General features: G+C 66.6%; 22 protein-coding genes. 10 read left to right on the top strand and 12 right to left on the bottom strand.

From position 1 onward, the window contains the following. Nucleotides 1-110: 110 nt before the first annotated feature. The 6 genes from FJU31_RS17840 to murJ form a co-directional block, all read right to left on the bottom strand. A complete protein-coding gene (locus FJU31_RS17840; protein ID WP_150455928.1) occupies nucleotides 111-1994 on the bottom strand; it encodes a M61 family metallopeptidase in 1884 nt (627 codons plus the stop codon). 211 nt (nucleotides 1995-2205) lie between these two features. Beyond that, complete coding sequence (gene ispH / locus FJU31_RS17835) at nucleotides 2206-3156, bottom strand: 4-hydroxy-3-methylbut-2-enyl diphosphate reductase (protein ID WP_150455927.1); 951 nt, start codon at nucleotides 3154-3156, stop codon at nucleotides 2206-2208. 27 nt (nucleotides 3157-3183) lie between these two features. After that, nucleotides 3184-3708, bottom strand: coding sequence for a signal peptidase II (lspA, locus tag FJU31_RS17830; protein WP_150455926.1), 525 nt, complete (start codon nucleotides 3706-3708; stop codon nucleotides 3184-3186). Then, entirely contained in the window at nucleotides 3708-6539 is a 2832-nt protein-coding gene (gene ileS, locus FJU31_RS17825; protein ID WP_150455925.1) for an isoleucine--tRNA ligase, read from the bottom strand. Before ileS ends, lspA begins: the two co-directional genes overlap by 1 nt. After that, nucleotides 6536-7483 carry a bifunctional riboflavin kinase/FAD synthetase gene (locus tag FJU31_RS17820; RefSeq protein ID WP_150455924.1) on the bottom strand — a complete coding sequence of 316 codons (948 nt, stop codon included), beginning with the start codon at nucleotides 7481-7483 and terminating at the stop codon, nucleotides 6536-6538. Before FJU31_RS17820 ends, ileS begins: the two co-directional genes overlap by 4 nt. Nucleotides 7484-7558: 75 nt before the next feature. After that, the gene (murJ, locus tag FJU31_RS17815; RefSeq protein ID WP_150455934.1) at nucleotides 7559-9163 is read right to left on the bottom strand and encodes a murein biosynthesis integral membrane protein MurJ; all 1605 of its coding nucleotides are present in this window, start codon (nucleotides 9161-9163) and stop codon (nucleotides 7559-7561) included. Between the two features lie 117 nt (nucleotides 9164-9280). Here murJ and rpsT point away from each other — a divergent pair, with 117 nt between their 5' ends. Then, a complete protein-coding gene (gene rpsT / locus FJU31_RS17810; RefSeq protein WP_005408560.1) occupies nucleotides 9281-9550 on the top strand; it encodes a 30S ribosomal protein S20 in 270 nt (89 codons plus the stop codon). A gap of 319 nt (nucleotides 9551-9869) precedes the next feature. Here the strand turns inward: rpsT and cgtA are convergent, their stop codons facing one another. The 3 genes from cgtA to rplU all read right to left on the bottom strand — a co-directional run bounded on the left by cgtA (nucleotide 9870) and on the right by rplU (nucleotide 11689). Beyond that, complete coding sequence (cgtA, locus tag FJU31_RS17805) at nucleotides 9870-10922, bottom strand: Obg family GTPase CgtA (protein WP_150455923.1); 1053 nt, start codon at nucleotides 10920-10922, stop codon at nucleotides 9870-9872. Between the two features lie 174 nt (nucleotides 10923-11096). Next, the gene (gene rpmA / locus FJU31_RS17800) at nucleotides 11097-11360 is read right to left on the bottom strand and encodes a 50S ribosomal protein L27 (protein ID WP_004148333.1); all 264 of its coding nucleotides are present in this window, start codon (nucleotides 11358-11360) and stop codon (nucleotides 11097-11099) included. A gap of 11 nt (nucleotides 11361-11371) precedes the next feature. Then, nucleotides 11372-11689, bottom strand: a complete 318-nt coding sequence (gene rplU, locus FJU31_RS17795) for a 50S ribosomal protein L21 (RefSeq protein WP_004148331.1) — start codon at nucleotides 11687-11689, stop codon at nucleotides 11372-11374. Nucleotides 11690-12030: 341 nt separating this feature from the next. Between rplU and uvrA the strand changes: the two genes are divergently transcribed. The 3 genes from uvrA to FJU31_RS17780 all read left to right on the top strand — a co-directional run bounded on the left by uvrA (nucleotide 12031) and on the right by FJU31_RS17780 (nucleotide 16242). Then, nucleotides 12031-15024 (top strand): excinuclease ABC subunit UvrA, encoded by a 2994-nt coding sequence (gene uvrA, locus FJU31_RS17790; RefSeq protein WP_150455922.1) that lies wholly within the window; start codon nucleotides 12031-12033, stop codon nucleotides 15022-15024. Further along, nucleotides 15024-15431, top strand: coding sequence for an acyl-CoA thioesterase (locus FJU31_RS17785; RefSeq protein WP_150455921.1), 408 nt, complete (start codon nucleotides 15024-15026; stop codon nucleotides 15429-15431). Before uvrA ends, FJU31_RS17785 begins: the two co-directional genes overlap by 1 nt. 85 nt (nucleotides 15432-15516) lie before the next feature. Continuing rightward, nucleotides 15517-16242 (top strand): enolase, encoded by a 726-nt coding sequence (locus tag FJU31_RS17780; RefSeq protein WP_150455920.1) that lies wholly within the window; start codon nucleotides 15517-15519, stop codon nucleotides 16240-16242. Nucleotides 16243-16334: 92 nt separating this feature from the next. Here FJU31_RS17780 and FJU31_RS17775 read toward each other — a convergent pair whose 3' ends face one another. After that, nucleotides 16335-16781 carry a copper chaperone PCu(A)C gene (locus FJU31_RS17775; RefSeq protein WP_150455919.1) on the bottom strand — a complete coding sequence of 149 codons (447 nt, stop codon included), beginning with the start codon at nucleotides 16779-16781 and terminating at the stop codon, nucleotides 16335-16337. 34 nt (nucleotides 16782-16815) lie between these two features. Between FJU31_RS17775 and FJU31_RS17770 the strand changes: the two genes are divergently transcribed. The 4 genes from FJU31_RS17770 (at nucleotide 16816) to FJU31_RS17755 (ending at nucleotide 20369) form a co-directional block, all read left to right on the top strand. Then, the gene (locus FJU31_RS17770) at nucleotides 16816-17592 is read left to right on the top strand and encodes an enoyl-CoA hydratase/isomerase family protein (RefSeq protein WP_150455918.1); all 777 of its coding nucleotides are present in this window, start codon (nucleotides 16816-16818) and stop codon (nucleotides 17590-17592) included. A gap of 120 nt (nucleotides 17593-17712) precedes the next feature. Beyond that, complete coding sequence (tesB, locus tag FJU31_RS17765; RefSeq protein WP_108768173.1) at nucleotides 17713-18612, top strand: acyl-CoA thioesterase II; 900 nt, start codon at nucleotides 17713-17715, stop codon at nucleotides 18610-18612. A gap of 3 nt (nucleotides 18613-18615) precedes the next feature. Next, nucleotides 18616-19155 (top strand): DUF2007 domain-containing protein, encoded by a 540-nt coding sequence (locus FJU31_RS17760; RefSeq protein ID WP_150455917.1) that lies wholly within the window; start codon nucleotides 18616-18618, stop codon nucleotides 19153-19155. Beyond that, nucleotides 19152-20369 carry an RNA polymerase sigma factor gene (locus FJU31_RS17755; RefSeq protein ID WP_150455916.1) on the top strand — a complete coding sequence of 406 codons (1218 nt, stop codon included), beginning with the start codon at nucleotides 19152-19154 and terminating at the stop codon, nucleotides 20367-20369. The genes FJU31_RS17760 and FJU31_RS17755 overlap by 4 nt, the downstream gene beginning before the upstream one ends. A gap of 60 nt (nucleotides 20370-20429) precedes the next feature. Here FJU31_RS17755 and FJU31_RS17750 read toward each other — a convergent pair whose 3' ends face one another. After that, nucleotides 20430-20999, bottom strand: a complete 570-nt coding sequence (locus tag FJU31_RS17750) for an EF-hand domain-containing protein (protein ID WP_150455915.1) — start codon at nucleotides 20997-20999, stop codon at nucleotides 20430-20432. Nucleotides 21000-21162: 163 nt separating this feature from the next. Here FJU31_RS17750 and FJU31_RS17745 point away from each other — a divergent pair, with 163 nt between their 5' ends. Together FJU31_RS17745 and FJU31_RS17740 are read left to right on the top strand one after the other, a co-directional pair. Further along, entirely contained in the window at nucleotides 21163-21918 is a 756-nt protein-coding gene (locus FJU31_RS17745; RefSeq protein WP_150455914.1) for an arginyltransferase, read from the top strand. Between the two features lie 38 nt (nucleotides 21919-21956). After that, complete coding sequence (locus tag FJU31_RS17740; protein WP_150455913.1) at nucleotides 21957-23174, top strand: endonuclease/exonuclease/phosphatase family protein; 1218 nt, start codon at nucleotides 21957-21959, stop codon at nucleotides 23172-23174. 91 nt (nucleotides 23175-23265) lie between these two features. Here the strand turns inward: FJU31_RS17740 and FJU31_RS17735 are convergent, their stop codons facing one another. Beyond that, nucleotides 23266-23676: an immunity protein YezG family protein gene (locus FJU31_RS17735; RefSeq protein ID WP_188115528.1), complete on the bottom strand. Its 411-nt coding sequence runs from the start codon at nucleotides 23674-23676 to the stop codon at nucleotides 23266-23268. Nucleotides 23677-24024 lie beyond the last annotated feature (348 nt).

The raw sequence follows: 24024 nt of genomic DNA, 5'->3' as shown, positions 1-24024 counted from the left end.
TCTTCTTTCTGGGCGGCCCGCAGCTTGACCTCCACCACCCCCCCCCCCCCCCCCCTCGACTCTACGAAGGGCAAAGTCGACCAACGGTCGACTCTACAGAGATCAATATATCATCGCGCCTTCCACAGCTCGGCAAGGCGGTCCGGCTTGCCGGCGATGCGCTCCAGCACCGGGTACTGCAGGCCACCGTGGTAATCGATGTTCATCGTGTCGATGCGGTCGAACTGCTTGACCAGCAGTACGATCGGCGCCTTGTCCTTGGCCGCGGCAGCAACCGCGTCCTTGAGGCGCTCGCTGCTGTACTCGCGGCCACCCACGGCAATCACCTTCATGCCCGGTGCCAGGCCGGCGTTGAAGGCCGGGCTGTCCCAGATCACATCACCGACCACGCCCGTGTCGAGCACGGTGGCACCCAGCGAGTACGCCAGCAGGGCGGCCTTGGCGCGCTTTTCCTGCGCCTTGTAGGCCTCGTTGGGCGTATCGCGGTAGACCAGCTTCCATCCCGCCAGCTCCAGGCCACCCGTCAGCGAACCGTGCCCGTCCAGGCGCTGCCGCAGGAAGCTGGCCCAGTCGTACGGTGCGATGCCGTTGAGGGTCGCCACCACATCCTCGAAGGTGTACGGCTTGACGTTCCAGTCGCCATTGCCGACGCCGAAGAACGCACGCGCGAAATCATCCAGGCTGCGGCGGTTGCCGCTCAGCGCGCGCAGCTTGCCTTCCACTTCCAGCCACAGCATCTGCCCGCCGGAGTAGTAGTCCTCGCTCATCTGGTAGTTGCGATAGGCCAGCCCGCGGCGCTGGGCGATGGTCGGGTCGTTGGTGGTGTCCTGCAGCGCGCGCCAGGCCAGGCCCGGGCGGCCACGGTCGTAGGTCGCCGCCACGTTGGCCAGCATGTCGCGGGTCTGCTCGTTCGACCACAGGCCCGAGCGCGCGGCCAGCACCTGGCCCCAGAACTGGGTCTGGCCTTCGTACACCCACAGCAGGCTGTCGCCCATCGGCACGTTGAAGTTGGCCGTCGCCAGGTCCGCACCACGACGGTATTTGCCGTTCCAGGAATGGGTGTACTCGTGCGGCAGCAGGTCGCGCATCCACGCGTTTTTGTCCCACTCGGTGAAGTAGCCGGGCGCGGCGCTGTTCTCGCTGGAACGGTGATGCTCCAGGCCGATGCCGCCGAGGCGGTCGGTCAGGGCCAGCAGGAATTCGTAGTGGTCGTAGTGGCGCGCGCCGTACAGCTTGTCGGCCTGCTGCACCAATGCGCGATGCAGCTTGATCTGCGCGTCGGTCGGCTTCAGCGACTTGGCGTCGTCGGCGAACACGTTCAGGTGCACCGGCACCTTCGCGCCCGGGTCGAGGTCGATGCGCTGGTGGTGCTCGCCGGCAAACAGCGGCGAATCGACCAGGTGGTCATACGAGATCGGCTTGAACACCACGGTGTCGCCATCGCGGCGCGCGGTTTCCAGTGCAGTGGCATAGCCCCAGCCCTTGGGCAGGGTCACGCTGGCCTGGGTCTGCAGGTTGCGCGCATCGACGCCGGCCGGATACAGCGAGTTGGCGTTCCACTGCAGATTGAGCATCTCCGGAGTCATCACCACACGACCCTGGCTGCCGCCCTGCGAGGAGAGGAAATCGAAGTGGGCGACGATCTCGCTTACACCCTCGGGCACGTCCACCTTGAACGCATAGACGTTGAACTGGTCGCGCTGCCAGGCCAGCGGCTTGCCGTTGGCGGTCACGCGCAGGCCGGCCAGCTTGTCGATCGGGCCGGTGGGCGAATGGTTGCCGGGAATCCACTGCGGGTACAGCAGGGTGACGGGGCCGGGCTTGACCGGCACGGTGGCGGTCACCTTGAAGATGCGACGGGCAAGGTCACGTGCATCCACATCGATGCGCAGCAATCCAGGGGCCGCGGCATCGCCCGGCGGCGGGGTCTGCGCCAGCGCGGGCGTGGCCGCCAGCGCGAACAGCACGGACATCACCAGGGCACGGGTCTTCATCAGGCAGGTTCCAGCTACGGTAGAACCTTTGATGCTAGGCCTGTGTGGTGCGTGGCCCCATGGCCAAAGGTCATGGGCGCGCGCCCATCCACGCATGGCGTGGATCTACGGGGGATGCGATGTGCCGATCGTCGGCGGGTAGATCCACGCCATGCGTAGATCACATGCACCCGGTAGCGCCGGGCCATGCCCGGCGAAACACCTTCCGCAGTCAGTCCACCAACCGCAGACGCAATTCCTTCGGCAGCGCGAACACCATCGATTCCGGCTCGCCGTCCAGCTCGCCCACGCCATTCGCGCCGAGCTCGGCCAGGCGGGCCAGCACGCCATCCACCAGCACCTGCGGTGCCGAGGCGCCGGCGGTCACGCCGATGTGCTGCTTGCCTTCCACCCAGCGCGGGTCGATCTCGTGCGCGCCGTCGATCAGGTAGCTCTCCACGCCTTCGCGGCGGGCCAGCTCACTCAGGCGGTTGGAATTGGAGCTGTTCGGCGACCCCACCACCAGCACCAGGTCGCAGCGCTTGGCCAGATCGCGCACGGCGTCCTGGCGGTTCTGGGTGGCGTAGCAGATGTCGTCGTTCTTCGGGCCCTGCATCTCCGGGAACCGTTCGCGCAGTGCATCGATGATGCCGCGCGTATCGTCCACCGACAGCGTGGTCTGGGTGGTGTAGGCGAAGTTCGTCGGCTGGCTGATCTCCAGCGTGGCGACCTGCTCGACGTCCTCGACCAGGTAGATCTGGCCGGTACCGGCTTCGCGGTTCCACTGGCCCATGGTGCCTTCCACTTCCGGGTGACCGGCGTGGCCGATCAGCACCACGTCCCGGCCGGCACGGCAGTGGCGGGCCACTTCAAAATGGACCTTGGTCACCAGCGGGCAGGTGGCGTCGAACACCTTCAGGCCACGACGGTCGGCTTCCTGGCGCACGGCCTGGGAGACGCCGTGCGCGCTGAAGATCACCGTGTTGTTGTCCGGCACTTCATCGAGTTCTTCGACGAAGATTGCACCGCGCTGCTTCAGGTCGTCGACCACGAAGCGGTTGTGCACCACTTCATGGCGGACGTAGATGGGCGCGCCCAGCGTTTCAATCGCGCGCTTGACGATCTCGATCGCACGATCGACACCGGCACAGAAACCACGCGGGTTGGCGAGCAGCACATCCATCAGTTCAGTCTCCCGGCAGCGGCCGGCTTACGGTTTCGGGGTGGCATTATCCGCCTTTTTGGCGGACTTGCCGTCGAACAGGCCAAACAGGGCAATGCCCACGGCACCGACCACGATGGCCGAGTCGGCCACGTTGAAGGCCGGCCAGACATGGTCACCGATATACCACTGGATGAAATCGACCACGTGACCGTGCACCTGGCGGTCGATCACGTTGCCGATGGCACCACCGATGATCAGCGCGTACGGCAGCGCGGCCTTCCAGTTGCCACGGGCGGTGGCGCGCAGCCACCACGCCATCAGGGCGCTGATGGCGATGGCCAGCACGGTGAAGAGGTGCTTCTGCCAGCCACCGGCGTCGCTCAGGAAACTGAACGCAGCGCCGGTGTTGTAGGTGCGGTACCAGTTCCAGAAGCCGTCGATGACCACCACCGGCTGGAACTCCGGCAGGCTCGACAGCACCCAGGCCTTGGACCACTGGTCCAGGCCGATGATGGCGGCCGACAGCAGCAGCCAGACCAGGGCGTTGGGATGCGGACGGGGCGCGGCCATCAGAACCAGCTCCGCACTTCACCGGCCCCGGTGATGTTGTCCGCGCAGCGGCCGCACAGCTCCGGATGGTCGGCGTTGCTGCCGACGTCGGCGCGGTGGTGCCAGCAGCGCACGCACTTGCTCTTCTGGGTCGGCTGGGCACTGACGAACACTTCGTCGGTGGTCGCCGGGCGCACCTGCACGTCGCCACTGATGAACAGGAAACGCAGTTCATCGGCCAGCGGCTGCCACTTCGCGGCCTGCTCTTCGCTGGCGGCGATGGTGATTTCCGCTTCCAGCGCAGCACCGATGGCACCGTTGGCGCGCATCGGTTCGAGCACCTTGGCCACCTGCTCGCGCACGGCCAGCAGCTGGTCGAAATCCGCGGCGTTGAGCTGGGCATCGGCCGGCAGCGGCGCCAGGCCGTCGTACCAGGTGGTGAACAGCACGTGCCCGGCACGCTCGCCCGGCAGGTAGCCCCACAGCTCGTCGGCGGTGAAGGTCAGGATCGGCGCGATCCAGCGGGTGAACGCTTCGGCGATGTGGTACATCGCGCTCTGTGCCGAACGACGACCGTGCGAATCGGTCGGCATCGTGTACAGGCGGTCCTTGGTCACGTCCAGGTACAGCGAGCCCAGGTCCACGCTGCAGAAGTTCAGCAGCAGCTGGACGATCTCGGCCATGTTGTAGTTGTCGAACGCAGCCTTGATCTTTTCCTGCAGTTCCCAGGCGCGGTGCACGATCCAGCGGTCCAGCGCGACCATCTCGTTCAGCGGGCGCAGGTGCCGGGCCGGATCGAAACCATCCAGGTTGCCCAGCAGGAAGCGCGCGGTGTTGCGCAGGCGGCGGTAGGCATCGGCGTTGCGCTTGAGGATTTCCTGCGACAGCGACATCTCGTTGCTGTAGTCGGCCGAGGCGATCCACAGGCGCAGGATGTCCGCGCCCAGCTTGTTCATGATGTCCTGCGGCTCGATGCCGTTGCCCAGCGACTTGGACATCTTGCGGCCGTGCTCGTCCACCGTGAAACCGTGGGTGAGGCACTGCTTGTACGGGGCACGCTGGTCGATGGCCACGCCGGTCAGCAGCGAGGACTGGAACCAGCCGCGGTGCTGGTCGGAACCTTCCAGGTACAGGTCGGCCGGCTTGCCGAAGCCACGCGCGGCCAGCACGCCTTCATGGGTGACGCCCGAATCGAACCAGACGTCGAGGATGTCGGTGACCTTCTCGTAGTCGGCCGCTTCGGCACCCAGGAGTTCGGCCGCGTCCAGCGAATACCACACGTCGATGCCCTCGGCTTCGACGCGATCGGCGACCTGCTGCATCAGCTCCACCGTGCGCGGGTGGATCTCGCCGGTCTGGCGGTGGGTGAACAGTGCGATCGGCACGCCCCAGGTGCGCTGGCGCGAGATGGTCCAGTCCGGGCGACCGTCGACCATGCTCTGGATGCGCGCCTTGCCCCAGCTCGGGAACCAGCCCACGGTATCGATGGCGGCCAGCGCATCGTTGCGCAGGTTGGCCTTGTCCATCGAGATGAACCACTGCGGGGTGGCGCGGAACACCACCGGCGTCTTGTGGCGCCAGCAATGCGGATAGCTGTGGCGGATCGGGTGGAAGGCCAGCAGCGCGCCGTTGTCGCGCAGCACGCCGACGATGGCGTCCTGCGCCTTCCACAGGTGCTGGCCGGCCAGCACCACGTCACCGGCCGGCGGGGTCGATTCCAGGTACACGCCACGGCCGTCGACCGGGGTGATCTGGCCGGCGTTGTACGTGTCCAGCAGGCCGTACGTCTGGCTGACCACGTAGTCTTCCTGGCCGTGGCCGGGGGCGGTGTGCACCGCACCGGTACCGTCCTCGTCGGACACGTGTTCGCCGTTGAGCACCAGGATCTCGCGCTCCGGGTAGAACGGGTGCGCCAGCAGCTGGTTTTCCAGCGCCGCGCCGGTGGTTTCACCGTGCAGCACCACGTTTTCGACGCCATAGCGCTGCAGGGCGCGCTCGGCCAGGGCAGCGGCCAGCACCAGCCAGCGGCGCTTGCCGTTGTGCGCCGGGCCTTCGGCCAGCACGTAGCGGATCTCCGCGCCCAGCGACACGGCCAGCGAGGCCGGCAGCGTCCACGGGGTGGTGGTCCAGATCGGCACGGCCACTTCGACGTCGCCCGGCAGGCTGACGCCGAAGGCCTGGGCCACGGCCTGCGCATCGCGCGCGGCGTAGGCCACGTCGATCGCCGGCGATTCCTTTTCCTGGTATTCGATTTCCGCCTCGGCCAGTGCCGAGCCGCAGTCGAAGCACCAGTAGACCGGCTTGGCGCCACGCACCAGGTGGCCGTTGGCCACGACCTTGGCCAGCGCACGGATCTCGTTGGCCTCGAAATCGAAGCTCAGGGTCTTGTACGGGTTGTCCCAGTCGCCGGTCACGCCCAGGCGCTTGAAATCGGCGCGCTGGATGTTGATCTGCTCTTCGGCGAACTCACGGCACCTCTGCCGGAATTCGACCGCGTCGAGCTTCACGCCGACCTTGCCCCACTTCTTTTCCACCGCGATCTCGATCGGCAGGCCGTGGCAGTCCCAGCCCGGCACGTAGGGCGCATCGAAGCCGGCCAGGTAGCGCGACTTGACGATGATGTCCTTGAGGATCTTGTTGACCGCGTGGCCCAGGTGGATGCGGCCGTTGGCGTAGGGCGGGCCGTCGTGCAGCACGAACAGCGGGCGGCCGGCGGCGTTGTCACGCAGCTGCTGGTAGAGCCCCTGCTCTTCCCACCGCGCCAGAATGCCCGGCTCGCGCTTGGGCAGGTCGCCGCGCATCGGGAATTCGGTGGCTGGCAGGTTCAGGGTGGTCTTGTAGTCCTGGCTCACGCAGTGGCTCGCAATCTATGTTCGGAAAGGATGGTGCGCGCCTGGTCGGCGTCGCGGTGCATCTGGTCGGTCAGTGCCGCCAGATCATTGAATTTCTCTTCGTCGCGCAGCTTGGCGACGAATTCCACGTCGATGTGCCGACCGTACAGGTCGCCCTGAAAATCGAACAGGTGCGCTTCCAGCAGCGGCTCCACGCCGTCCACCGTCGGCCGCGTGCCGAAGCTGGACACCGAGGGCCACGGCTGGTCGAACACGCCGTGTACCCAGGTAGCGTAGATGCCCGACAGCGCCGGCGTCTTCGGAAAGCGCAGGTTGGCAGTGGGATAGCCCAGCGTGCGGCCGAGCTGGCGCCCACGCACCACCCGCCCGCTGATTGCGTAGGGGCGACCGAGCAGATCGTTGGCACGGGTGAAATCGCCGGCCTGCAGCAGCTGGCGGATGCGCGTGCTGGAGATGCGATCGCCATGCAGGTCGACCGCTTCGATCTCGCCGGCGGTGAAGCCAAGCTCGCCGCCCATCGCCTGCAGCAGGGCCAGATCACCGCGACGGCGATTGCCGAAGCAGAACTCCGGGCCGATCCACACTTCGCGCGCGCCCAGCCGCTGCGCCAGCAGCGTGTGGACGAAGTCTTCGGCCGGCATGGCCGCCATCACCGCGTCGAAGCGCAGCAGGCCGATCGCATCCACGCCTAGCTCGCGCAGGATGCCGACCTTGCCGCGGGCCAGGGTCAGCCGCGGCGGCGGCGTGCCCTGGGCAAAGAATTCACGCGGCAGCGGTTCGAATGCCACGGCCACCGCGGCCACGCCCAAGGCGCGCGCGCGGGCGACCGCGTGGCGGACCAGCGCACGATGCCCCAGGTGGAGGCCGTCGAATGCACCGATACAGACCACGCTTCCGTTGGGGAACAGCTCCCCGCCCTCGACGCTTCTGAACAGCCTGCTCATCAACTCTCGTTCCGGCCCACCCGGGGCCGCCGCTTCAATGGTGTAACCCTGAAGTATAGCCGTCGTGGGCCCCGATCAATGCCCGCGCAGGTCGCGGGGGCGGAAGCCCATCGCCAGCATGGCCACGCCGTAGGTCGCGCCACCGCCGCCGACCAGCAGCGCCAGAGCGCCAATCCGCTCCCACACGCCCATGGCCGAGAAGGCCGGCAGCCAGTGCAGCAGGGCCAGCAGCACGCCGACCATGGCCACGCAGGCCACCAGCAGGCGCACCAGATAGCCGCCCCAGCCCGGCCGGCGCTGGTAGACATCGGTCTTGCCCAGCCAGTACCAGAGCAGGCCCAGGTTCAGGTAACTAGACAGCGCACTGGCAATGCCCAGCGCCAGATGCAGGCCCGGCTGCTTGCCGATGACCGCCATCACGCCCTGCGCCTTCAGCTCGTCGGGCACCATCACCTGGTACAGCACGGCCAGCAGGGCGAAGTTGAACACCATGTTGGCCACCAGCGCGGCCACGCCGGCGCGCACCGGGGTCCTGGTGTCCTGGCGGGCATAGAACGCCGGCAGCACCACCTTCAGCAGGGCGAACGCCGGCAGGCCGAAGCTCAGGCCGTACACCGACAGCGCGGTCATGCGGGTATCGAAGGCGCTGAACTGGCCGTGCTGGAAAATGGTGGCGATCAGCGGCTCGGCCAGGAACAGCAGGCCCAGCATGGCCGGCACCGAGATCAGCAGGGTCATCCGCAGGCCCCAGTCCAGCGAGCGCGAGAAGCCCTCGCGGTCGGTGCTGACGTGGTGGCGGGCCAGCGCCGGCAGGATCACCGTGCCCAGGGCCACGCCGAACACGCCCAGTGGCAGCTCAAGGAAACGATCGGCCAGCGACAGCCAGGACTGCGAGCCGTCGGTCAGCTTGGCGGCGATGACGGTATCCAGCAGCAGGTTGATCTGCGCCACCGAGGAGCCGAACAGGGTCGGCACCATCAGGGTCATCACCTTGCGCACGCCCGGGTGGGTCCAGCCCCAGCGCGGCAGGGTCAGCAGGTTGATACCCTTCAGCGAGGGCAGCTGGAACAGCAGCTGCAGGATGCCGGCGGCCAGTACCGCCCAGCCCAGCGCCAGAATCTGCTTTTCCGGGGTGCCGCCCAGCCGCGGCGCCAGCCACAGCGCGCCAGCGATCATGCACAGGTTGAGGATGACCGGGGTCAGCGCCGGCATGGCGAAGCGCTGGAAGCTGTTGAGCGCGCCACCGGCCAGGGCGGTGAGCGAGACGAACAGCAGGAACGGGAAGGTCAGGCGGAACAGGTCGACCAGCAGGCCCTGCTTGACCGGATCGGTATCAACCCCGCTTGAGAACACCGACGCCAGCTGCGGCGCGAAAATGAGCGCCACGGCGGTCACCAGCATCAGGATGCCGCCGAGGGTGCCGGCCGTGCGCGCCATCAGTTCGCGCAGCTCTGCATGGCTGCGGGTCTCTTTCACTTCCGTGAACACCGGCACGAAAGCGGTCGCGAATGAGCCTTCGGCGAACAAACGGCGCAGGAAATTGGGTACCCTGAAGGCGACCCAGAAAGCATCAGTGATGGCGTTGGTGCCGAACGTGGTGGTCACCACGAAGTCCCGGACGAGTCCGAGAACGCGCGAGACCATGGTCATGCTGCTGAACGACAGCAGGCCCCGCAACAACTTGGGTGAACTCACTCAGCGTCCCTCTTGACAATCGACTTGACGTGCATTTCTTACGCCATCATACTAGCTAGCTTGCTGTTCCCATAACACCGATTTTTTCAGGAAACCACCACCGTGGCCAATATCAAGTCCGCCAAGAAGCGCGCCAAGCAGACCGTCGTGCGCAACGCGCGCAACGTGGCTCAGCGCTCGATGCTGCGCACCGCTGTCAAGAAAGTGATCAAGGCGCTGGACGCCAACGATGCCGCCGGCGCCGAAGCCGCCTTCGCCGTTGCCCAGCCGATCCTGGATCGCTTCAGCGCGCGTGGCCTGATCCACAAGAACAAGGCTGCTCGTCACAAGAGCCGCCTGAACGACCGCATCAAGGCCCTCAAGGCCGCCTGATCCGGCGTTGCCGCCCTGTCCTTCGGGGTCGGGCAGCAGACAAAAGCCCGGCCTCGGCCGGGTTTTTTGTTGCCCGCGATCTGGGATTGCCACGCATCCGGTGATGTCGACCCGCTCGATGATGTCGACCCGGTAGAGTCGACTGTCAGTCGACTAACGCGCGCAGCGCGGGGTTTTGCCATTTTCCGCCAAAGGCAGTCGACTGACAGTCGACTCTACCCCGCCAGGGCTGCCGGCCAGCGGCCGGCGCTACCGGAAAATGAAAAACCCGGCCGAAGCCGGGTTTTTCTCGTCAACGTCAGTCGACTGACAGTCGACTCTACTGCGCGTTGCGGGCTTCCAGTTCGTCTTCCTTCTGGCGATCGAAGAACGCCATGACCCGGCTCATGATCGGGAAGGTGCCTTCGCGACCCAACGCCGAGACCAGGAACCACGGCTCCTTCCAGCCCAGCTCGGCTACGATCTGCTCGGCCGCGGCCTTGGCCTCGTCCTCGAACATCAGGTCGGCCTTGTTCAGCACCAGCCAGCGCGGCTTCTGCAGCAGCTCCGGATCGTGCTTTTCCAGCTCGCGCTCGATGGCACGCACCTGCTCGACCGGGGAAATGCCTTCCACGCCGCCTTCCATGGGGGAGATATCCACCAGGTGCAGCAGCAAGCGGGTGCGCTGCAGGTGGCGCAGGAACTGCGCGCCCAGGCCGGCACCGTCGGCCGCGCCTTCGATCAGGCCCGGAATGTCGGCGATGACGAAGCTGCGGTAGTTCTCCACCTTCACCACACCCAGGTTCGGGTACAGCGTGGTGAACGGGTAATCAGCCACCTTCGGCGTTGCCGCCGAGACGGCGCGGATCAGGGTGCTCTTGCCGGCGTTGGGGAAGCCCAACAGGCCGACGTCGGCCAGCAGCTTCAGCTCCAGCTTCAGCGTGCGCTCTTCGCCCGGCTCGCCCGGCAGCGCCTGGCGTGGCGAGCGGTTGGTCGAGCTCTTGAAGTGCATGTTGCCGAGGCCGCCACGGCCGCCCTGCGCTACCAGCAGGCGGTCGCCGTGCTGGGTCAGGTCGCCGATGATTTCGTCGGTGGCCACGTTGATGATCACGGTGCCGACCGGCACGGTGATGGTCAGGTCTTCGCCGCCCTTGCCATAGGCCTGGCGGCCCATGCCGTTCTCGCCGCGCTGCGCCTTGAAGATGCGGTCATGGCGGAAGTCGACCAGGGTGTTCAGGTTTTCGTCGGCGCGGATGTACACGCTGCCGCCCGCACCGCCGTCGCCGCCGTCCGGGCCGCCGAGCGGAATGAACTTCTCGCGACGGAAGCCAATGCAGCCGTTGCCGCCGTTGCCGGCGAACACTTCGATTTCTGCTTCGTCTACCAGTTTCATTGTTTCGATGCCTGCGATGGGCGCGGCCTGCGTGCCGCCGCCTTGCTTGAATGTCGGGCCGTGCCCGTTGTACCACTGATTCCAACGAAAAGCCCCGCCGAAGCGGGGCTCTTCATGCAGCGTGCGATTCGACCAGCAGGGCCATGCCGGGGCATGGCCGCCAGTCCAGCCTTATCAGGCTTCGACCGACACGACGCTGACGGTGCGACGCTTCTTGGCGCCCTTCACCGAGAACTCCACCTTGCCGTCCACGAGGGCGAACAGGGTGTGGTCGCGGCCGAGGCCGACGCCCGAACCCGGGTGGAACTGGGTGCCGCGCTGACGCACGATGATGTTGCCGGCTTCAATGGCCTGGCCACCGAAGATCTTGACGCCCAGGTACTTCGGGTTGGAGTCGCGACCGTTGCGCGAAGAGCCTACGCCTTTTTTATGTGCCATGACCTATCTCCTTACTTGCTGCCACCGGCAATGCCGGTGATCTCGATTTCGGTGTAGTACTGACGGTGACCCTGACGCTTCATGTGGTGCTTGCGGCGACGGAACTTGATGATCCGGACCTTGTCAGCACGACCCTGGGACAGGACGGTGGCGGTGACCGCTGCGCCGCTCAGGGCGTCGCCGATCTTGATGCCATCGCTGTCGCCGAGCAGCAGGATGTTGTCGAACTTGATCTCGCTGCCGACTTCGACTTCGAGCTTTTCAATGCGGAGCTTTTCGCCCTGCGCCACGCGGTATTGCTTACCGCCGGTGACCAGTACTGCGTACATGACCAGACTTCCTCTGTAGTTATTGTGGTCTATGGACTGTCGCCATCGAGGGCGGACAGGAGCGGGATTGTACGCAGATCATTGGGCGCCGGTCAAGTCAACCCCTGGGCGGCCCCGCCCCGTCCCAGTAGAGCCGAACCATGCTCGGCTGGACGGCCCGGGACCAGGCAGCCGAGCATGGTTCGGCTCTACACAAAGCTGTCGCCTTGTCTCACAAGGTGAGACACCGGGCTGGCATTGTCGCTTATTGCCCCCATCTGGTCACCTCGGTAGGCTGACCGATTGCCCGTCCCCCCGCTGGCCCGGCACCCAGCCAACGTCCCCCCATAACCGGATCCCCCATGGCGATGGATTTCATCCGCATCCGCGGCGCGCGGACGCACAACCTCAAGAACATCGATCTCGACCTGCCCCGCGACAAGCTGATCGTGATCACCGGCCTGTCCGGCTCGGGCAAGTCCTCGCTGGCGTTCGACACCATCTATGCAGAAGGCCAGCGCCGCTACGTCGAGTCGCTGTCGGCCTATGCACGGCAGTTCCTGAGCGTGATGGAGAAGCCGGACCTGGACCACATCGAGGGCCTGTCCCCGGCTATCTCGATCGAGCAGAAGTCGACCTCGCACAACCCGCGCTCGACCGTCGGCACCATCACCGAGATCTACGACTACCTGCGCCTGCTGTACGCCCGCGTCGGCACCCCGCGCTGCCCGGACCACGGCTACCCGCTGGAAGCGCAGACGGTCAGCCAGATGGTCGACCAGGTGCTGACCCTGGACCCGGAACAGCGCTACATGCTGCTGGCCCCGGTCATCCGCGACCGCAAGGGCGAGCATGCCCAGGTCTTCGACCAGCTGCGGGCGCAGGGCTTCGTGCGCGTGCGCGTGGACGGCGAGCTGTATGAAATCGACGCGGTGCCGCCGCTGGCGCTGCGCCAGAAGCACACCATCGAAGCGGTGATCGACCGGTTCCGCCCGCGCGAGGACATCAAGCAGCGCCTGGCCGAGAGCTTCGAGACCGCGCTGAAGCTGGGCGACGGCATGGCCTCGGTACAGAGCCTGGACAACGCCGCGACCGCGCCGACCCTGTTCTCCTCCAAGTACTCCTGCCCGGTCTGCGATTACTCGCTGCCCGAGCTGGAACCACGCCTGTTCTCCTTCAACGCGCCGATGGGCGCCTGCCCCGGCTGCGATGGCCTGGGCATGGCCGAGTTCTTCGACCCGGCGCGGGTGGTTGTGCACCCGGAACTGTCGCTTGCCGCCGGTGCGGTGCGCGGCTGGGACCGTCGCAACGCCTACTACTTCCAGCTGATCGCCTCGCTGGCCAAGCACTACAAGTTCGACACCGATGCAGCATGGAACTCGCTCCCGGCCAAGGTGCAGCAGGCCGTGCTGTACGGCAGCGGCGATGAGTCAATCACCTTCACCTACTTCACCGAGGCCGGTGGCCGCACCCAGCGCAAGCACCGCTTTGAAGGCATCATTCCCAACCTGGAACGCCGCTACAAGGAAACCGAGTCGGCGGCGGTGCAGGAAGAGCTGGGCAAGTACATCAGCGAACACGCCTGCCCTGAATGCAACGGCGCGCGCCTGAACCGGGCCGCACGCAACGTCTTCGTGGCCGACCGCCCGCTGCCGGAGCTGGTGGTGCTGCCGATCGACGAAGCACTGAAGTTCTTCAGCGAGCTGAGCCTGCCGGGCTGGCGTGGTGAGATCGCCGCGAAGATCGTCAAGGAGATCGGCGAGCGGCTGGGCTTCCTGGTCGACGTCGGCCTGGATTACCTGACCCTGGAGCGCAAGGCCGACACCCTGTCCGGTGGCGAAGCACAGCGCATCCGCCTGGCCAGCCAGATCGGCGCCGGCCTGGTCGGCGTGATGTACGTGCTCGACGAGCCATCCATCGGCCTGCACCAGCGCGACAACGAGCGCCTGCTGGGCACCCTCACCCGCCTGCGCGATCTGGGCAATACGGTCATCGTGGTCGAGCATGACGAGGATGCGATCCGACTGGCCGACTACGTGCTGGACATCGGTCCGGGTGCGGGCGTGCATGGCGGCGAGATCGTCGGCCAGGGCACCCTGCAGGATCTGCTGGATGCACCGCGCTCGCTGACCGGCCAGTACCTGTCGGGCAAGCGTTCCATCAAGATCCCGGAACGCCGGCACAAGCCGAACCCGAAGATGACCCTGCACCTGCGCGGTGCCAGCGGCAACAACCTGAAGGGCGTGGACCTGGCGATTCCGTCGGGCCTGCTGACCTGTGTGACCGGCGTGTCCGGCTCCGGCAAGTCGACCCTGATCAACGACACCCTGTTCTCGCTGGCCGCCAACGAGATCAACGGATCTTCGCACCCGGTCGCGCCGTACAAGCAGATCGACGGTCTTGATCTGTTCGACAAGGTAGTGGACATCGACCAGTCGCCGATCGGCCGCACTCCGCGTTCGAACCCGGCTACCTACACCGGCCTGTTCACGCCGCTGCGCGAACTGTTCGCACAGGTGCCCGAAGCGCGCGCGCGCGGCTATTCGCCGGGCCGTTTCAGCTTCAACGTGCGCGGTGGCCGCTGCGAGGCCTGCCAGGGCGATGGCCTGATCAAGGTCGAGATGCACTTCCTGCCGGACGTGTACGTGCCCTGCGATGTCTGCCACGGCAAGCGCTACAACCGCGAGACGCTGGAGATCCTGTACAAGGGCTACAACATCAACGACGTGCTGGAAATGACCGTCGAAGATGCGCTGAAGCTGTTCGAACCGGTGCCGTCGATCGCCCGCAAGCTGGAAACGCTGGTGGACGTGGGCCTGAGCTACATCAAGCTGGGCCAGAGCGCGACCACGCTGTCCGGTGGTGAGGCGCAGCGCGTGAAACTGTCCAAGGAACTGTCGCGCCGTGATACCGGCCGCACCCTGTACATCCTCGACGAGCCAACCACCGGCCTGCACTTCCATGACATCGAAGCGCTGCTGGGCGTGCTGCACAAGCTGCGCGACGAGGGCAACACGGTGGTAGTGATCGAGCACAACCTGGACGTCATCAAGACCGCAGACTGGATTGTCGACCTGGGACCGGAAGGCGGCCACCGCGGTGGCACCATCCTGGTGACCGGTACGCCGGAAGACGTGGCGGCCTGCCCGCAGTCGTACACCGGCCAGTTCCTGGCCCGCATGCTGCCCTCGACCAGCGCGCGCCCGGAACAGCCGGCTGCCGTGGCCAACAAGCCCGACGCCCGCCCGCCGCGCAAGGTGAAGCCCGAAAAGCCGGCGAAGGTCGCGAAGAAGGCCGTGGCCGCCAAGAGCACCGGCAAGGCCAGCAAGAGCACCACCAAGAAGAAGGACGCCTGATGAGCAGCGAACACAAGATCCTTGCCCGCATTCCGATCAGCGTGCGCTGGCGTGACATGGACAGCATGGGCCACGTCAACAACGCCAAGTACATTTCCTACCTGGAAGAAGCGCGCGTGCGCTGGATGCTGGGCGTGGAAGGCGTGTCGATGACCGACCGCATCGCACCGGTGGTGGCTGCGACCAACGTCAACTACCGGCTGCCGATCGTGTGGCCCAACGACATCCTGGTCGAGCTGTTCGTCGAGCGCCTGGGCAACAGCAGCGTGACCATCGGCCACCGCATCGTCGACCAGCAGGACGACACGAAGCTGTATTCGGACGGCAACGTGGTGGTGGTGTGGATGGATACGCAGACCGGCAAGAGCGCGCCACTGCCGGACGCGATCCGCAACGCTTCCACCTGATCCGCTTCTGGTAGATGCCGACCTTGGTCGGCGCTTGATCCGCCGGGCATGGCCCGGCGCTACCGTTGCAATTCAAAGGACTGAGATGATCCACCAGACCGAACTGCGCGACCTGCTGCCCGGCATGGTCCCCTTCCCCGCCGATGTATTCCCTGCCGATCAGGCGTGGCTCGCGCAGCACCTGCTGCCGCTGCTGAAGATCGACCTCGGCGTGCTGCGCCCGGAACTGGCGGGCCAGGTGGCGACGATGCTTTGCCCGATCGAGCCGTATGAAGGCCTGATCGGCGAATACACCGAAGAACACCACAACGACCTGACGGCCGCCAACTGGATCGCCTTCGAGCTGACCGCCGACAACCGCATGCGTTTCCTTGGCAACGAGGGGTATTTCCAGGGCGACGCCGTGGAAGAGGAAGACGCTCGCGCACACATTGCCGAGATGCGCGACAGCTACGCCAAGGCCGAGGTGTATTTCCAGCAGCACGGGAAACTGGCCAGCTATGCGCGCTACGGCGATGGCGAGCCGGGCGAACAGGCGTGGCTGGATACCCTGGGTGGACAGATCTCGACCGGCAACTGGATCGAGACCACCGACATTCCGCCGGCGTTTGCCCTGGAATTCACCGCAGCCGCCGATGACCGGCATGCGCCGGACGATGCGGAACGGGCCATCATCCGCCGCGATGGCAACCCATTCTTCGCCGTGGCCGAAGTGGCCGGTTACAACTGGTGCGCCAGCGGCGCCGATGCCATCGTCATGCTGTACGAACCGGTGAGCCGCACAGTGCTGTTCTCCTACGATTGGTCGTAAAACCCCGCCGGGCATGGCCCGGCGCTACCCAGGCATGACCGCCGGATCATCACCGGTAGCGCCGGGCCATGCCCGGCGGAACGGGCGACGCGTTACGGCGCGGCCTTGCGCACCGTCAACGTCACGCGGGCTTCGCCACCGCCCTCCAGCTGCAGCTGCAGCGGCACGACCTGGCCTTCCTTCAGCGCGCCCTTGCCCTCCATCAGCATCAGGTGCAGGCCACCGGGCTTGAGCTCGGCGCGCGCGCCCGGTGCCAGCGGCAGGCGCTCGACCGCGCGCATGCGGCTGACTCCATCGACGATCGTGGTTTCGTGCAGCGATACGTCGCCGAAGCGGGCGCTGCGTGCGCCGCTGATGGCCACCGCTTTGGCGCAGCCGTTGTGGATCACCCCGTAGCCGGCGGTCATCGACATGGCCGGGTTTGGCGGCAGGCGCGCCCAGCCCTGCTGCACGGTGACGCAGGCCGGCACGGCGGTCGCCGCCGATGCTGCGCCCGCACACAGCAGCAACAATACGCCAACGAATGGTTTGGTTATCATCGCCTCAGATTCCTGTCCGCAACGAGACCGCAGCATGACGACGCTCATCGAGGTGATCAACCATGGCCCCATCCGCGAACTGCGTCTGGCGCGGCCGCCGGTCAACGCACTGGACACCGAACTGTGCCGGCAGCTGATCCATGCCATCGAGCTGGCGATGGCCGAAGACGCGCACGGCATCGTGCTGTCGGGCAGCGAGCGGGTCTTCACCGGTGGCATGGACGTGCCGCACCTGCTCTCCCACGGCGATGACAAGCACAAGCTGCTGGACAGCTGGAACGCCTTCTTCGGCGCGGTGCGCAGCGTGGCCGAGAGCCGCATCCCGGTGGTGGCGGCCATCACCGGCCATGCGCCGGCCGGCGGCTGCGTGCTGGCGCTGTGCTGCGACTACCGGGTGATGGCGCGCAGTGCGGACCCGGCCCGCCCCTATGCCATCGGTCTGAACGAGGTGCAGGTGGGCCTGGTGGCGCCCGAAGGCATCCAGCGCCTGCTGCGCCGTGCGGTGGGCGTGCACCGTTCGGGCATCCTGCTTACCACCGGCGCGCTGGTGCCGGCCGAACAGGCGCTGCAGATCGGCCTGGTCGATGAACTGGCCGACGCCGACCTGGTGGTGGCACGTGCCATTGCCTGGCTGCAGAACCTGCTGAAGCAGCCGCGCCAGCCGATGCTGCTGACCCGCGCGGTGGCCCGCGCCGATTTGCAGGAAGCCCTGCACCCGGACCTGATCCAGCTGGACCGGTTCGTCGAGGCCTGGTTCGCGCCGGATGCGCAGAATGCCCTGCAGGCACTGGTGGTCAGGCTGGGCAAGTAGAGTCGAGCTTGCTCGACTGCGTACTCCCGGGGTCAGAGCCCTTTCGCAAAGCGAAAGGGATCGACCCCTGACCGGTATAATCGAGCCTTCTTCACTGCTGTGGCCGCCCCCTTGAACGACATGCCCGAACCCGTCGTCTCCGAGCTGATCGACCTGCTCACCCTGGAGCGGCTGGAGGACAACCTGTTCCGCGGGCAGAGCCGCGACATCGGCACCAAGTACGTGTTCGGCGGCCAGGTGCTGGGCCAGGCACTGGCGGCGGCGCAGGCCACGGTCGACAACGGCCGCCACGTGCACTCGCTGCATGCCTATTTCCTGCGCGCCGGCAACATCGACCACCCCATCGTCTATGACGTGGACCGCACCCGTGATGGCGGCAGCTTCTCCGTGCGCCGGGTCACCGCGATCCAGCACGGCAAGGTGATCTTCTTCTGCGCGGCCTCGTTCCAGCAGGCCGAGACCGGTGCCCAGCACCAGCACAAGATGCCCGAGGTGCCGCAGCCGGAGGACATCGAACCGAACCGCCCGTTGCCGGCCGAGGTGCTGGAGCGGCTGCCGATCAAGGTGCAGCGCTGGCTTTCGCGCGGCGGCCCGTTCGAGTTCCGCCACGTCTACCCGCGCGACGAACTGAACCCGCCCAAGCGCCCTCCCTACCACCAGGTGTGGCTGCGCCTGAGCGAGCCGGTCGGCGATGCGCCCGAGCTGCACCAGGCGCTGCTGGCCTATGCGTCCGATTTCCATCTGCTGGGCACGGCGACGTTCCCGCACGGCATCAGCTACTACCATCCGCACGTGCAGATGGCTTCGCTGGACCACGCGATCTGGTTCCACCGCCCGTTCCGCGCCGACGACTGGCTGCTGTATTCGCTGGACAGCCCCAGCGCGCAGGACTCGCGCGGCCTGGCCCGCGGCCAGTTCTTCACCCGTGATGGCGTGCTGGTGGCCAGCACCGCCCAGGAAGGCCTGATCCGCGTGGTGCCGGACCAGGATGCCGCGGCCGCCGTGCCGGCCAAGGAGTAAGCAATGCGCCAGATTTTCAGCAGCCAGCGCGTGGAAACCGTCGAGGGCGTGGCCGAGCTGCTGCGCAGCCACGACATCGAAGTGAAGGTGACCAACGGCCGCTCGTACAAGACCCGTCGCCGTGGCCAGTTCAGCTATACCGACCTGGGCAACAGCCAGGGCTACCCGGCGGTGTGGATCGTGCGTGCCGACGACCAGCCGCGTGCACGCGAGATCCTGCGTGACGCACGCCTGCTCGACACCACCCGCCGCGACCACCCGACCGCCGAATTCGCCTTCCGCGATACCGCCGAGACCACCGGCAGTGGCCGCGGCTGGGCCTGGCGCATCCGCATCGCCCTGCTGGTGGTGATCGCCGGCGTGGCGCTGGTGATCGGCCTGCGCCACCGTGGCGCCCCGGCCCCCGCTGCACCGGCCCCGGCCCCACAGGCCCAGCCGCAGCAGACGCAGCCGGCCCCGCAGGCGCTACCGGCAAGCGGACCGGTCACAAACTGCGCGCAGCTCCGTCTTGGGACACAATTCCAGCAGGAGCTGCCGCCATGACGACTTTCGCTGCAACGATCGACGAGACGCTGGAACGCGAGCTGCCGGCGGCCAGCATTGGCTGCCAGCACGCCTATGGGCGCATCGTGCTGGCCTGCCAGAACACGGTCACCGCCATCGCCCTGGCGATCACCCGCGACCGCCAGGCCAGCGAGGACATCGCCCAGGAGGCCTTCGTCAAAGGCTGGCAGCAGCTGCACCAGCTGCGCAGCTCGACCAGCTTCCTGCCGTGGCTGCGGCAGATCACCCGCAACCTGGCCCGCGACTGGCTGCGCGCGCAGCGCGGCCGACCGCTGACCGGCGACGCCGCCGAGGTCGCGCTGGGCATGGCCGCCGACCCGACGCCGGGCGCGGCCGACCGGCTGCAGCGGCTGGAGGAAGAAGTGGCCGCCGAGGACATCATCTCGGCCCTGCCCAGCGACAGCCGCGAAGTGCTGCTGCTCTACTACCGTGAAGGCCAGCGCTCGCAGCAGGTGGCTGATCTGCTCGGGCTGAGCGATGCGGCCGTACGCAAGCGCCTTTCGCGAGCCCGCGCGCAGGTACGCGACGGCCTGCTGCAGCGCTTTGGCGAGTTCGCCCGCAGCAGTGCACCCAGCGCCGCGTTTGCGACAACGGTGGTGTCGATGGTGCTGGTGGCAACACCGGGCACGGCCAGCGCGGCGATCCTGCTGGGCACCGGGGTGGGCGTAGGCGGCAGCAAGCTGGGCCTGGGTGGTGTGAGTGCCGCAGGCGGTACCGCCATGGGTTCGTTGACCGCCGCTGCCAGCCAGCTGCACCTGATTCCCGCCAGCAACTGGGCCGCCATTGCCGGTGGCGTGATCGGCGGCGTCGCCGGCAGCTATCTCGGCGGCCGCTTCCTGCTGCGCTATGCACACCTGCCGGAGGAACAGGCAGCGGTGCGCCGGTTCGTGCACCTCAATACGTTCACTGCGATGGTGGTCTGCACCAGCCTGCTGGTTGCACTCATGCTGCAGGCACCGCTGTGGCTGCATCTGCTCATCCTCGTGGCCGGGATGGGGGCTGTGAACTACCAATGCCTGGTGCCCCTGCAGCGCATCATGAAACCACTGATCGCCCGCGATGGGGCACGGCGCGGCCGTACCGGCACGCACTGGAGTTACGAACTGGCCTATGGCCGGACCGGCATCGTGATGATGAACGTCGCGGTGATCGGCCTGGTCGTGTATTCACTGGCGCGCGGCGGACGGCTGTAACCGGTCGGCGCAACAACGCCGGCATGATGCCGGCGTTGTCGCTGTTCACTACCGCAGGATTCAGCGCGGCGGCTTCGGTGCGTTGCCATCACGCGGGCCACCATGGCGCGGGCCACCGTGCATCGGGCCCTTGGCGGCATCGAACTCGGCCTTGCTCAGCTGGCCGTCCTTGTTGGTGTCGGCGGCGGCGAACCAGGCATCACGGTGCTGCTTCATGCGCAGCTCGCGGTCGGCCTTGTCCAGGTAGCCGTCCTTGTTGACGTCCATCTGGTCGAAGCGGGCAGCCAGACGCGGGTCGGCCTTGGCTTCCTCACGGCTGATGCGGCCGTCCTTGTTCACGTCCAGCTTGGCCATCCAGTCGCCGTGGCCACCACGACGACCATGCTTCCAGCGCGGCAGCTCGTCACGCGACAGCTTGCCGTCCTTGTTCTTGTCCAGTTCGTCGAACTTCGCGGCCAAACGCGGGTTGGCGGCGGCTTCACTGCGGTCGATGACGCCATCGCCATTGGTGTCCAGCTTGGCATGACGCTGCGCCGGGGCGTTCGGGTTGGCGGGGGTATCGGCGGCCAGGGCGATGCCGGTGGCGGAAGTGCCCAGCAGCAGGGCCAGCAGCAGGGGGGTACGGATCATGGAGTCACTCCTGGTATGGGGATAGCGTCATTGCGTCGAGGTGATCACTTCACCCTCGGGAGACAACAACGCCCGGGCGCACCATCGGTTGACGCAGCGACCGGCTCCGTTCATCCGGCGGACAGTCGCGGCCATTGCGACACGCTGGGGCTATGCTGTGCCCATGGCGATCCACGGCGACAGAGACGACGAACTGAGACTGTTCCAGACCGGCGAGCACCCCTGCGGGTACTGGTCGGACCGCGTTGCGCGTGATCTGGTGCTGGACCCGCAGGACCGCCGCTTGGGTGGGCTGTACCCGCTGGCCCTGAGCTGGGGCTTCCGCCGCAGTGGCGATCTGGTCTACCGCCCGCACTGCGCGCAGTGCCATGCCTGCGTGGCCGTGCGCATCCCGGTGGCGCGCTTTGCCGCCGACCGCAGCCAGCGCCGCTGCGCCGCGCGCAATGCCGACCTGGAGGTGCGCATCACCGCCGCCATGCCGCGCCAGGATCTGTTCGACCTCTACCACCGCTACCTGACCCACCGCCATGCCAACGGCGGCATGGATGACCACGGTCCGCACGAGTTCGAGCAGTTCCTGATCGGCAGCTGGTCGCATACCCGCTTCCTGGAAATGCGCCTGCCCGGCCACGGCGGCCAGCCCAGCCAGTTGCTGGGGGTGGCGGTGACCGACGTGACCGAGCACGGCCTTTCGGCGGTCTACACCTTCTTCGACCCGGACCATGCCGCGCGCGGCCTGGGCACCTTCGCCATCCTGCAGCAGATCGAGTGGGCCCGCCGCGAGGGCCTGCCGCACCTGTACCTCGGCTACTGGATCCGCGGCCACCAGAAGATGGACTACAAGCGCCGCTACCGCCCGCTGGAGGCCTACGACGGCCGCCGCTGGCATGATTTCGACAGCGATCTGGACGGACGCTGACAAACCGCTGACACCGGGCCGGGTGCACAATACGGCCCATGAACATCACCCGCCGCCATCCCCTCATCCTCGCCCTGGCCCTGCTCTGCGGCGCCAGCGCCCCCGCCTTCGCCAAGTCCCCTGCGATGACCGACAAGCCGTCCTCGACGCTGCGCCTGGCTACCTACAACACCTCGCTGTATTCGGATGATGCCGGCGGCCTGATCAAGGAACTGGAAGGCAACAGCGAGCACGCGCGCAAGATCGCCGCGGTGCTGCAGCAGGTGCGCCCGGACCTGGTGCTGCTGAACGAATTCGACTTCGACGACGCGCACCGCGCCGCCGACCTGTTCCAGAAGCGCTACCTGGAAGTAGCCCAGCCCGGCGGCGGCAAGCCGCTGCACTTCGCCTACCGCTACCTGGCCCCGGTCAACACCGGCGTGCCCAGCGGCCTGGACCTGGACGGCAATGGCACGGTTGGCGGCGAAGGCCGCAGCCGTGGCAATGATGCGTGGGGCTACGGCCTGCACCCGGGCCAGTACGGCATGCTGGTGCTGTCGCGCTACCCGATCGACGAAGCCAAGGTGCGCAGCTTCCAGCTGCTGAAGTGGAGCACGATGCCCGGCGCGATCCGCCCGGTCGATCCGCGCACCGGCAAGAGCTTCTACAACGACCAGGTGTGGTCGCAGCTGCGCCTGTCCTCGAAGTCGCATTGGGACGTGCCGGTGAAGACCCCGGCGGGCGTGGTCCACGCGCTGGTCTCGCACCCGACGCCGCCGGTGTTCGACGGCCCGGAAAAGCGCAACGCCGCGCGCAACCACGACGAACTGCGCCTGTGGCAGGAATACCTGTCGGCCGGCGACAAGCCCTGGCTGTGTGATGACAAAGGCCAGTGCGGCGGCCTGGCCCAGGACGCGCGCTTCGTGATCTTCGGCGATCTGAACAACGATCCGGTCGATGGCGATGGCCGTCATGAGGCGATCGTCGAGCTGATCGAGAACGCCCGCGTGCTGCGCTACCCCACCCCGCGCAGCGTCGGTGGCGAGCAGACCAGCCTGGCCTATGCGGCCAAGGGCATCGTGCGCAAGGGCGCGCCGTTCCATGCCACCGGCGATTTCGGCCCGAAGTCCGGCACCATGCGCCTGGATTACGTGCTGCCCTCGACCGGCTTCGAGTACGTCGGCAGCGGCGTCTTCTGGCCGGCCAATGAAAGCCCGGAAGCGAAGATCGCCGACGGCAGCGACCACCACCTGGTGTGGGTGGACGTGAAGCCGTAACCGGCGCAGCCGCCGGGCATCGCCCGGCGCCACCGGTTGCTGAAGATGTTGTAGAGCCGAGCCCATGCTCGGCTACTGCAACCAACCAAGCTTAGTAGCTCTGCCAGTCAATCTGAGCGTCAGCCCCGAGATAGCGGTCCTGCCAAGCCTGCTCCCGACCCAGGGAATCGATGAACTCATCCTCGGAAAGCTGCTCATATCCGAGCTCGGTTTCCATCTTGTTCTCTGGATCCAGATGAAACGTCGAACTCGTCCAGAGTGCATGGTGCCATTGCGCAAAGAGCTGATGCATCTCCAGGAGCGCTGCTTCCGCATCCTCTGGAATATCTAGATAGCCGTATGAGCCTGACGGCTTGCGGTAGAACGCCCAACCCGACCAGGCATTCTTGATGATCTCGAAGTTCAGCCAGATCCCGCATTGGTCGGTAGGCACGGCATCAATCAGTGATTGGCCAATTCGGTGATACAAGGCAGGTAGCGCTGATGTAAGCCGCTCGTCCAAGCCTTCTCCTGAGGTGTCTTTGGCATTCATCCGTCAGAAGATAAAACACGCAGGATTTTGACGCTCAACCAGGTGTCGCCTTCAGCTCGCAATTGCGGCCTAGCGCTCTACGTCTTTGCAGCAACCCTCTAACGGCAACATCTGGCGCTCAATAGCCCCAGTAGGCCGTCGCGCATGACTGAAGATGTGAATCCATTGTCGGACTGAAAGCGTCACATGGAAAAGCAGCCGAGCGTGGGCTCGGCTCTTGTGTCTTGGAACGGTGCCCTGATCAGGCACAATTCCCCTGGTGACCCCGGGAGGCTCCGATGACGCTGCCTCGGCTCTTAAGCCTTCGGCTCTTAAGCC

The organism is Stenotrophomonas cyclobalanopsidis (genome assembly GCF_008710035.1).
GTDB classification, from domain to species: domain Bacteria; phylum Pseudomonadota; class Gammaproteobacteria; order Xanthomonadales; family Xanthomonadaceae; genus Stenotrophomonas; species Stenotrophomonas cyclobalanopsidis.
The sequence above is the reverse complement of the archived record's forward strand: the minus strand, read 5'-3'. Positions and strand labels throughout refer to the sequence as shown.

Coding starts and splice junctions, on each gene's coding strand:
- FJU31_RS17760 (WP_150455917.1), top strand. CDS start 18,616: ATGCGCCAGATTTTCAGCAGCCAGCGCGTGGAAACCGTCGAGGGCGTG.
- cgtA (WP_150455923.1), bottom strand. CDS start 10,922: ATGAAACTGGTAGACGAAGCAGAAATCGAAGTGTTCGCCGGCAACGGC.
- FJU31_RS17785 (WP_150455921.1), top strand. CDS start 15,024: ATGAGCAGCGAACACAAGATCCTTGCCCGCATTCCGATCAGCGTGCGC.
- lspA (WP_150455926.1), bottom strand. CDS start 3,708: ATGGCCGCGCCCCGTCCGCATCCCAACGCCCTGGTCTGGCTGCTGCTG.
- rplU (WP_004148331.1), bottom strand. CDS start 11,689: ATGTACGCAGTACTGGTCACCGGCGGTAAGCAATACCGCGTGGCGCAG.
- FJU31_RS17780 (WP_150455920.1), top strand. CDS start 15,517: ATGATCCACCAGACCGAACTGCGCGACCTGCTGCCCGGCATGGTCCCC.
- FJU31_RS17745 (WP_150455914.1), top strand. CDS start 21,163: ATGGCGATCCACGGCGACAGAGACGACGAACTGAGACTGTTCCAGACC.
- FJU31_RS17770 (WP_150455918.1), top strand. CDS start 16,816: ATGACGACGCTCATCGAGGTGATCAACCATGGCCCCATCCGCGAACTG.
- tesB (WP_108768173.1), top strand. CDS start 17,713: ATGCCCGAACCCGTCGTCTCCGAGCTGATCGACCTGCTCACCCTGGAG.
- FJU31_RS17750 (WP_150455915.1), bottom strand. CDS start 20,999: ATGATCCGTACCCCCCTGCTGCTGGCCCTGCTGCTGGGCACTTCCGCC.
- FJU31_RS17775 (WP_150455919.1), bottom strand. CDS start 16,781: ATGATAACCAAACCATTCGTTGGCGTATTGTTGCTGCTGTGTGCGGGC.
- FJU31_RS17840 (WP_150455928.1), bottom strand. CDS start 1,994: ATGAAGACCCGTGCCCTGGTGATGTCCGTGCTGTTCGCGCTGGCGGCC.
- FJU31_RS17740 (WP_150455913.1), top strand. CDS start 21,957: ATGAACATCACCCGCCGCCATCCCCTCATCCTCGCCCTGGCCCTGCTC.
- uvrA (WP_150455922.1), top strand. CDS start 12,031: ATGGCGATGGATTTCATCCGCATCCGCGGCGCGCGGACGCACAACCTC.
- rpmA (WP_004148333.1), bottom strand. CDS start 11,360: ATGGCACATAAAAAAGGCGTAGGCTCTTCGCGCAACGGTCGCGACTCC.
- FJU31_RS17820 (WP_150455924.1), bottom strand. CDS start 7,483: ATGAGCAGGCTGTTCAGAAGCGTCGAGGGCGGGGAGCTGTTCCCCAAC.
- ispH (WP_150455927.1), bottom strand. CDS start 3,156: ATGGATGTGCTGCTCGCCAACCCGCGTGGTTTCTGTGCCGGTGTCGAT.
- FJU31_RS17755 (WP_150455916.1), top strand. CDS start 19,152: ATGACGACTTTCGCTGCAACGATCGACGAGACGCTGGAACGCGAGCTG.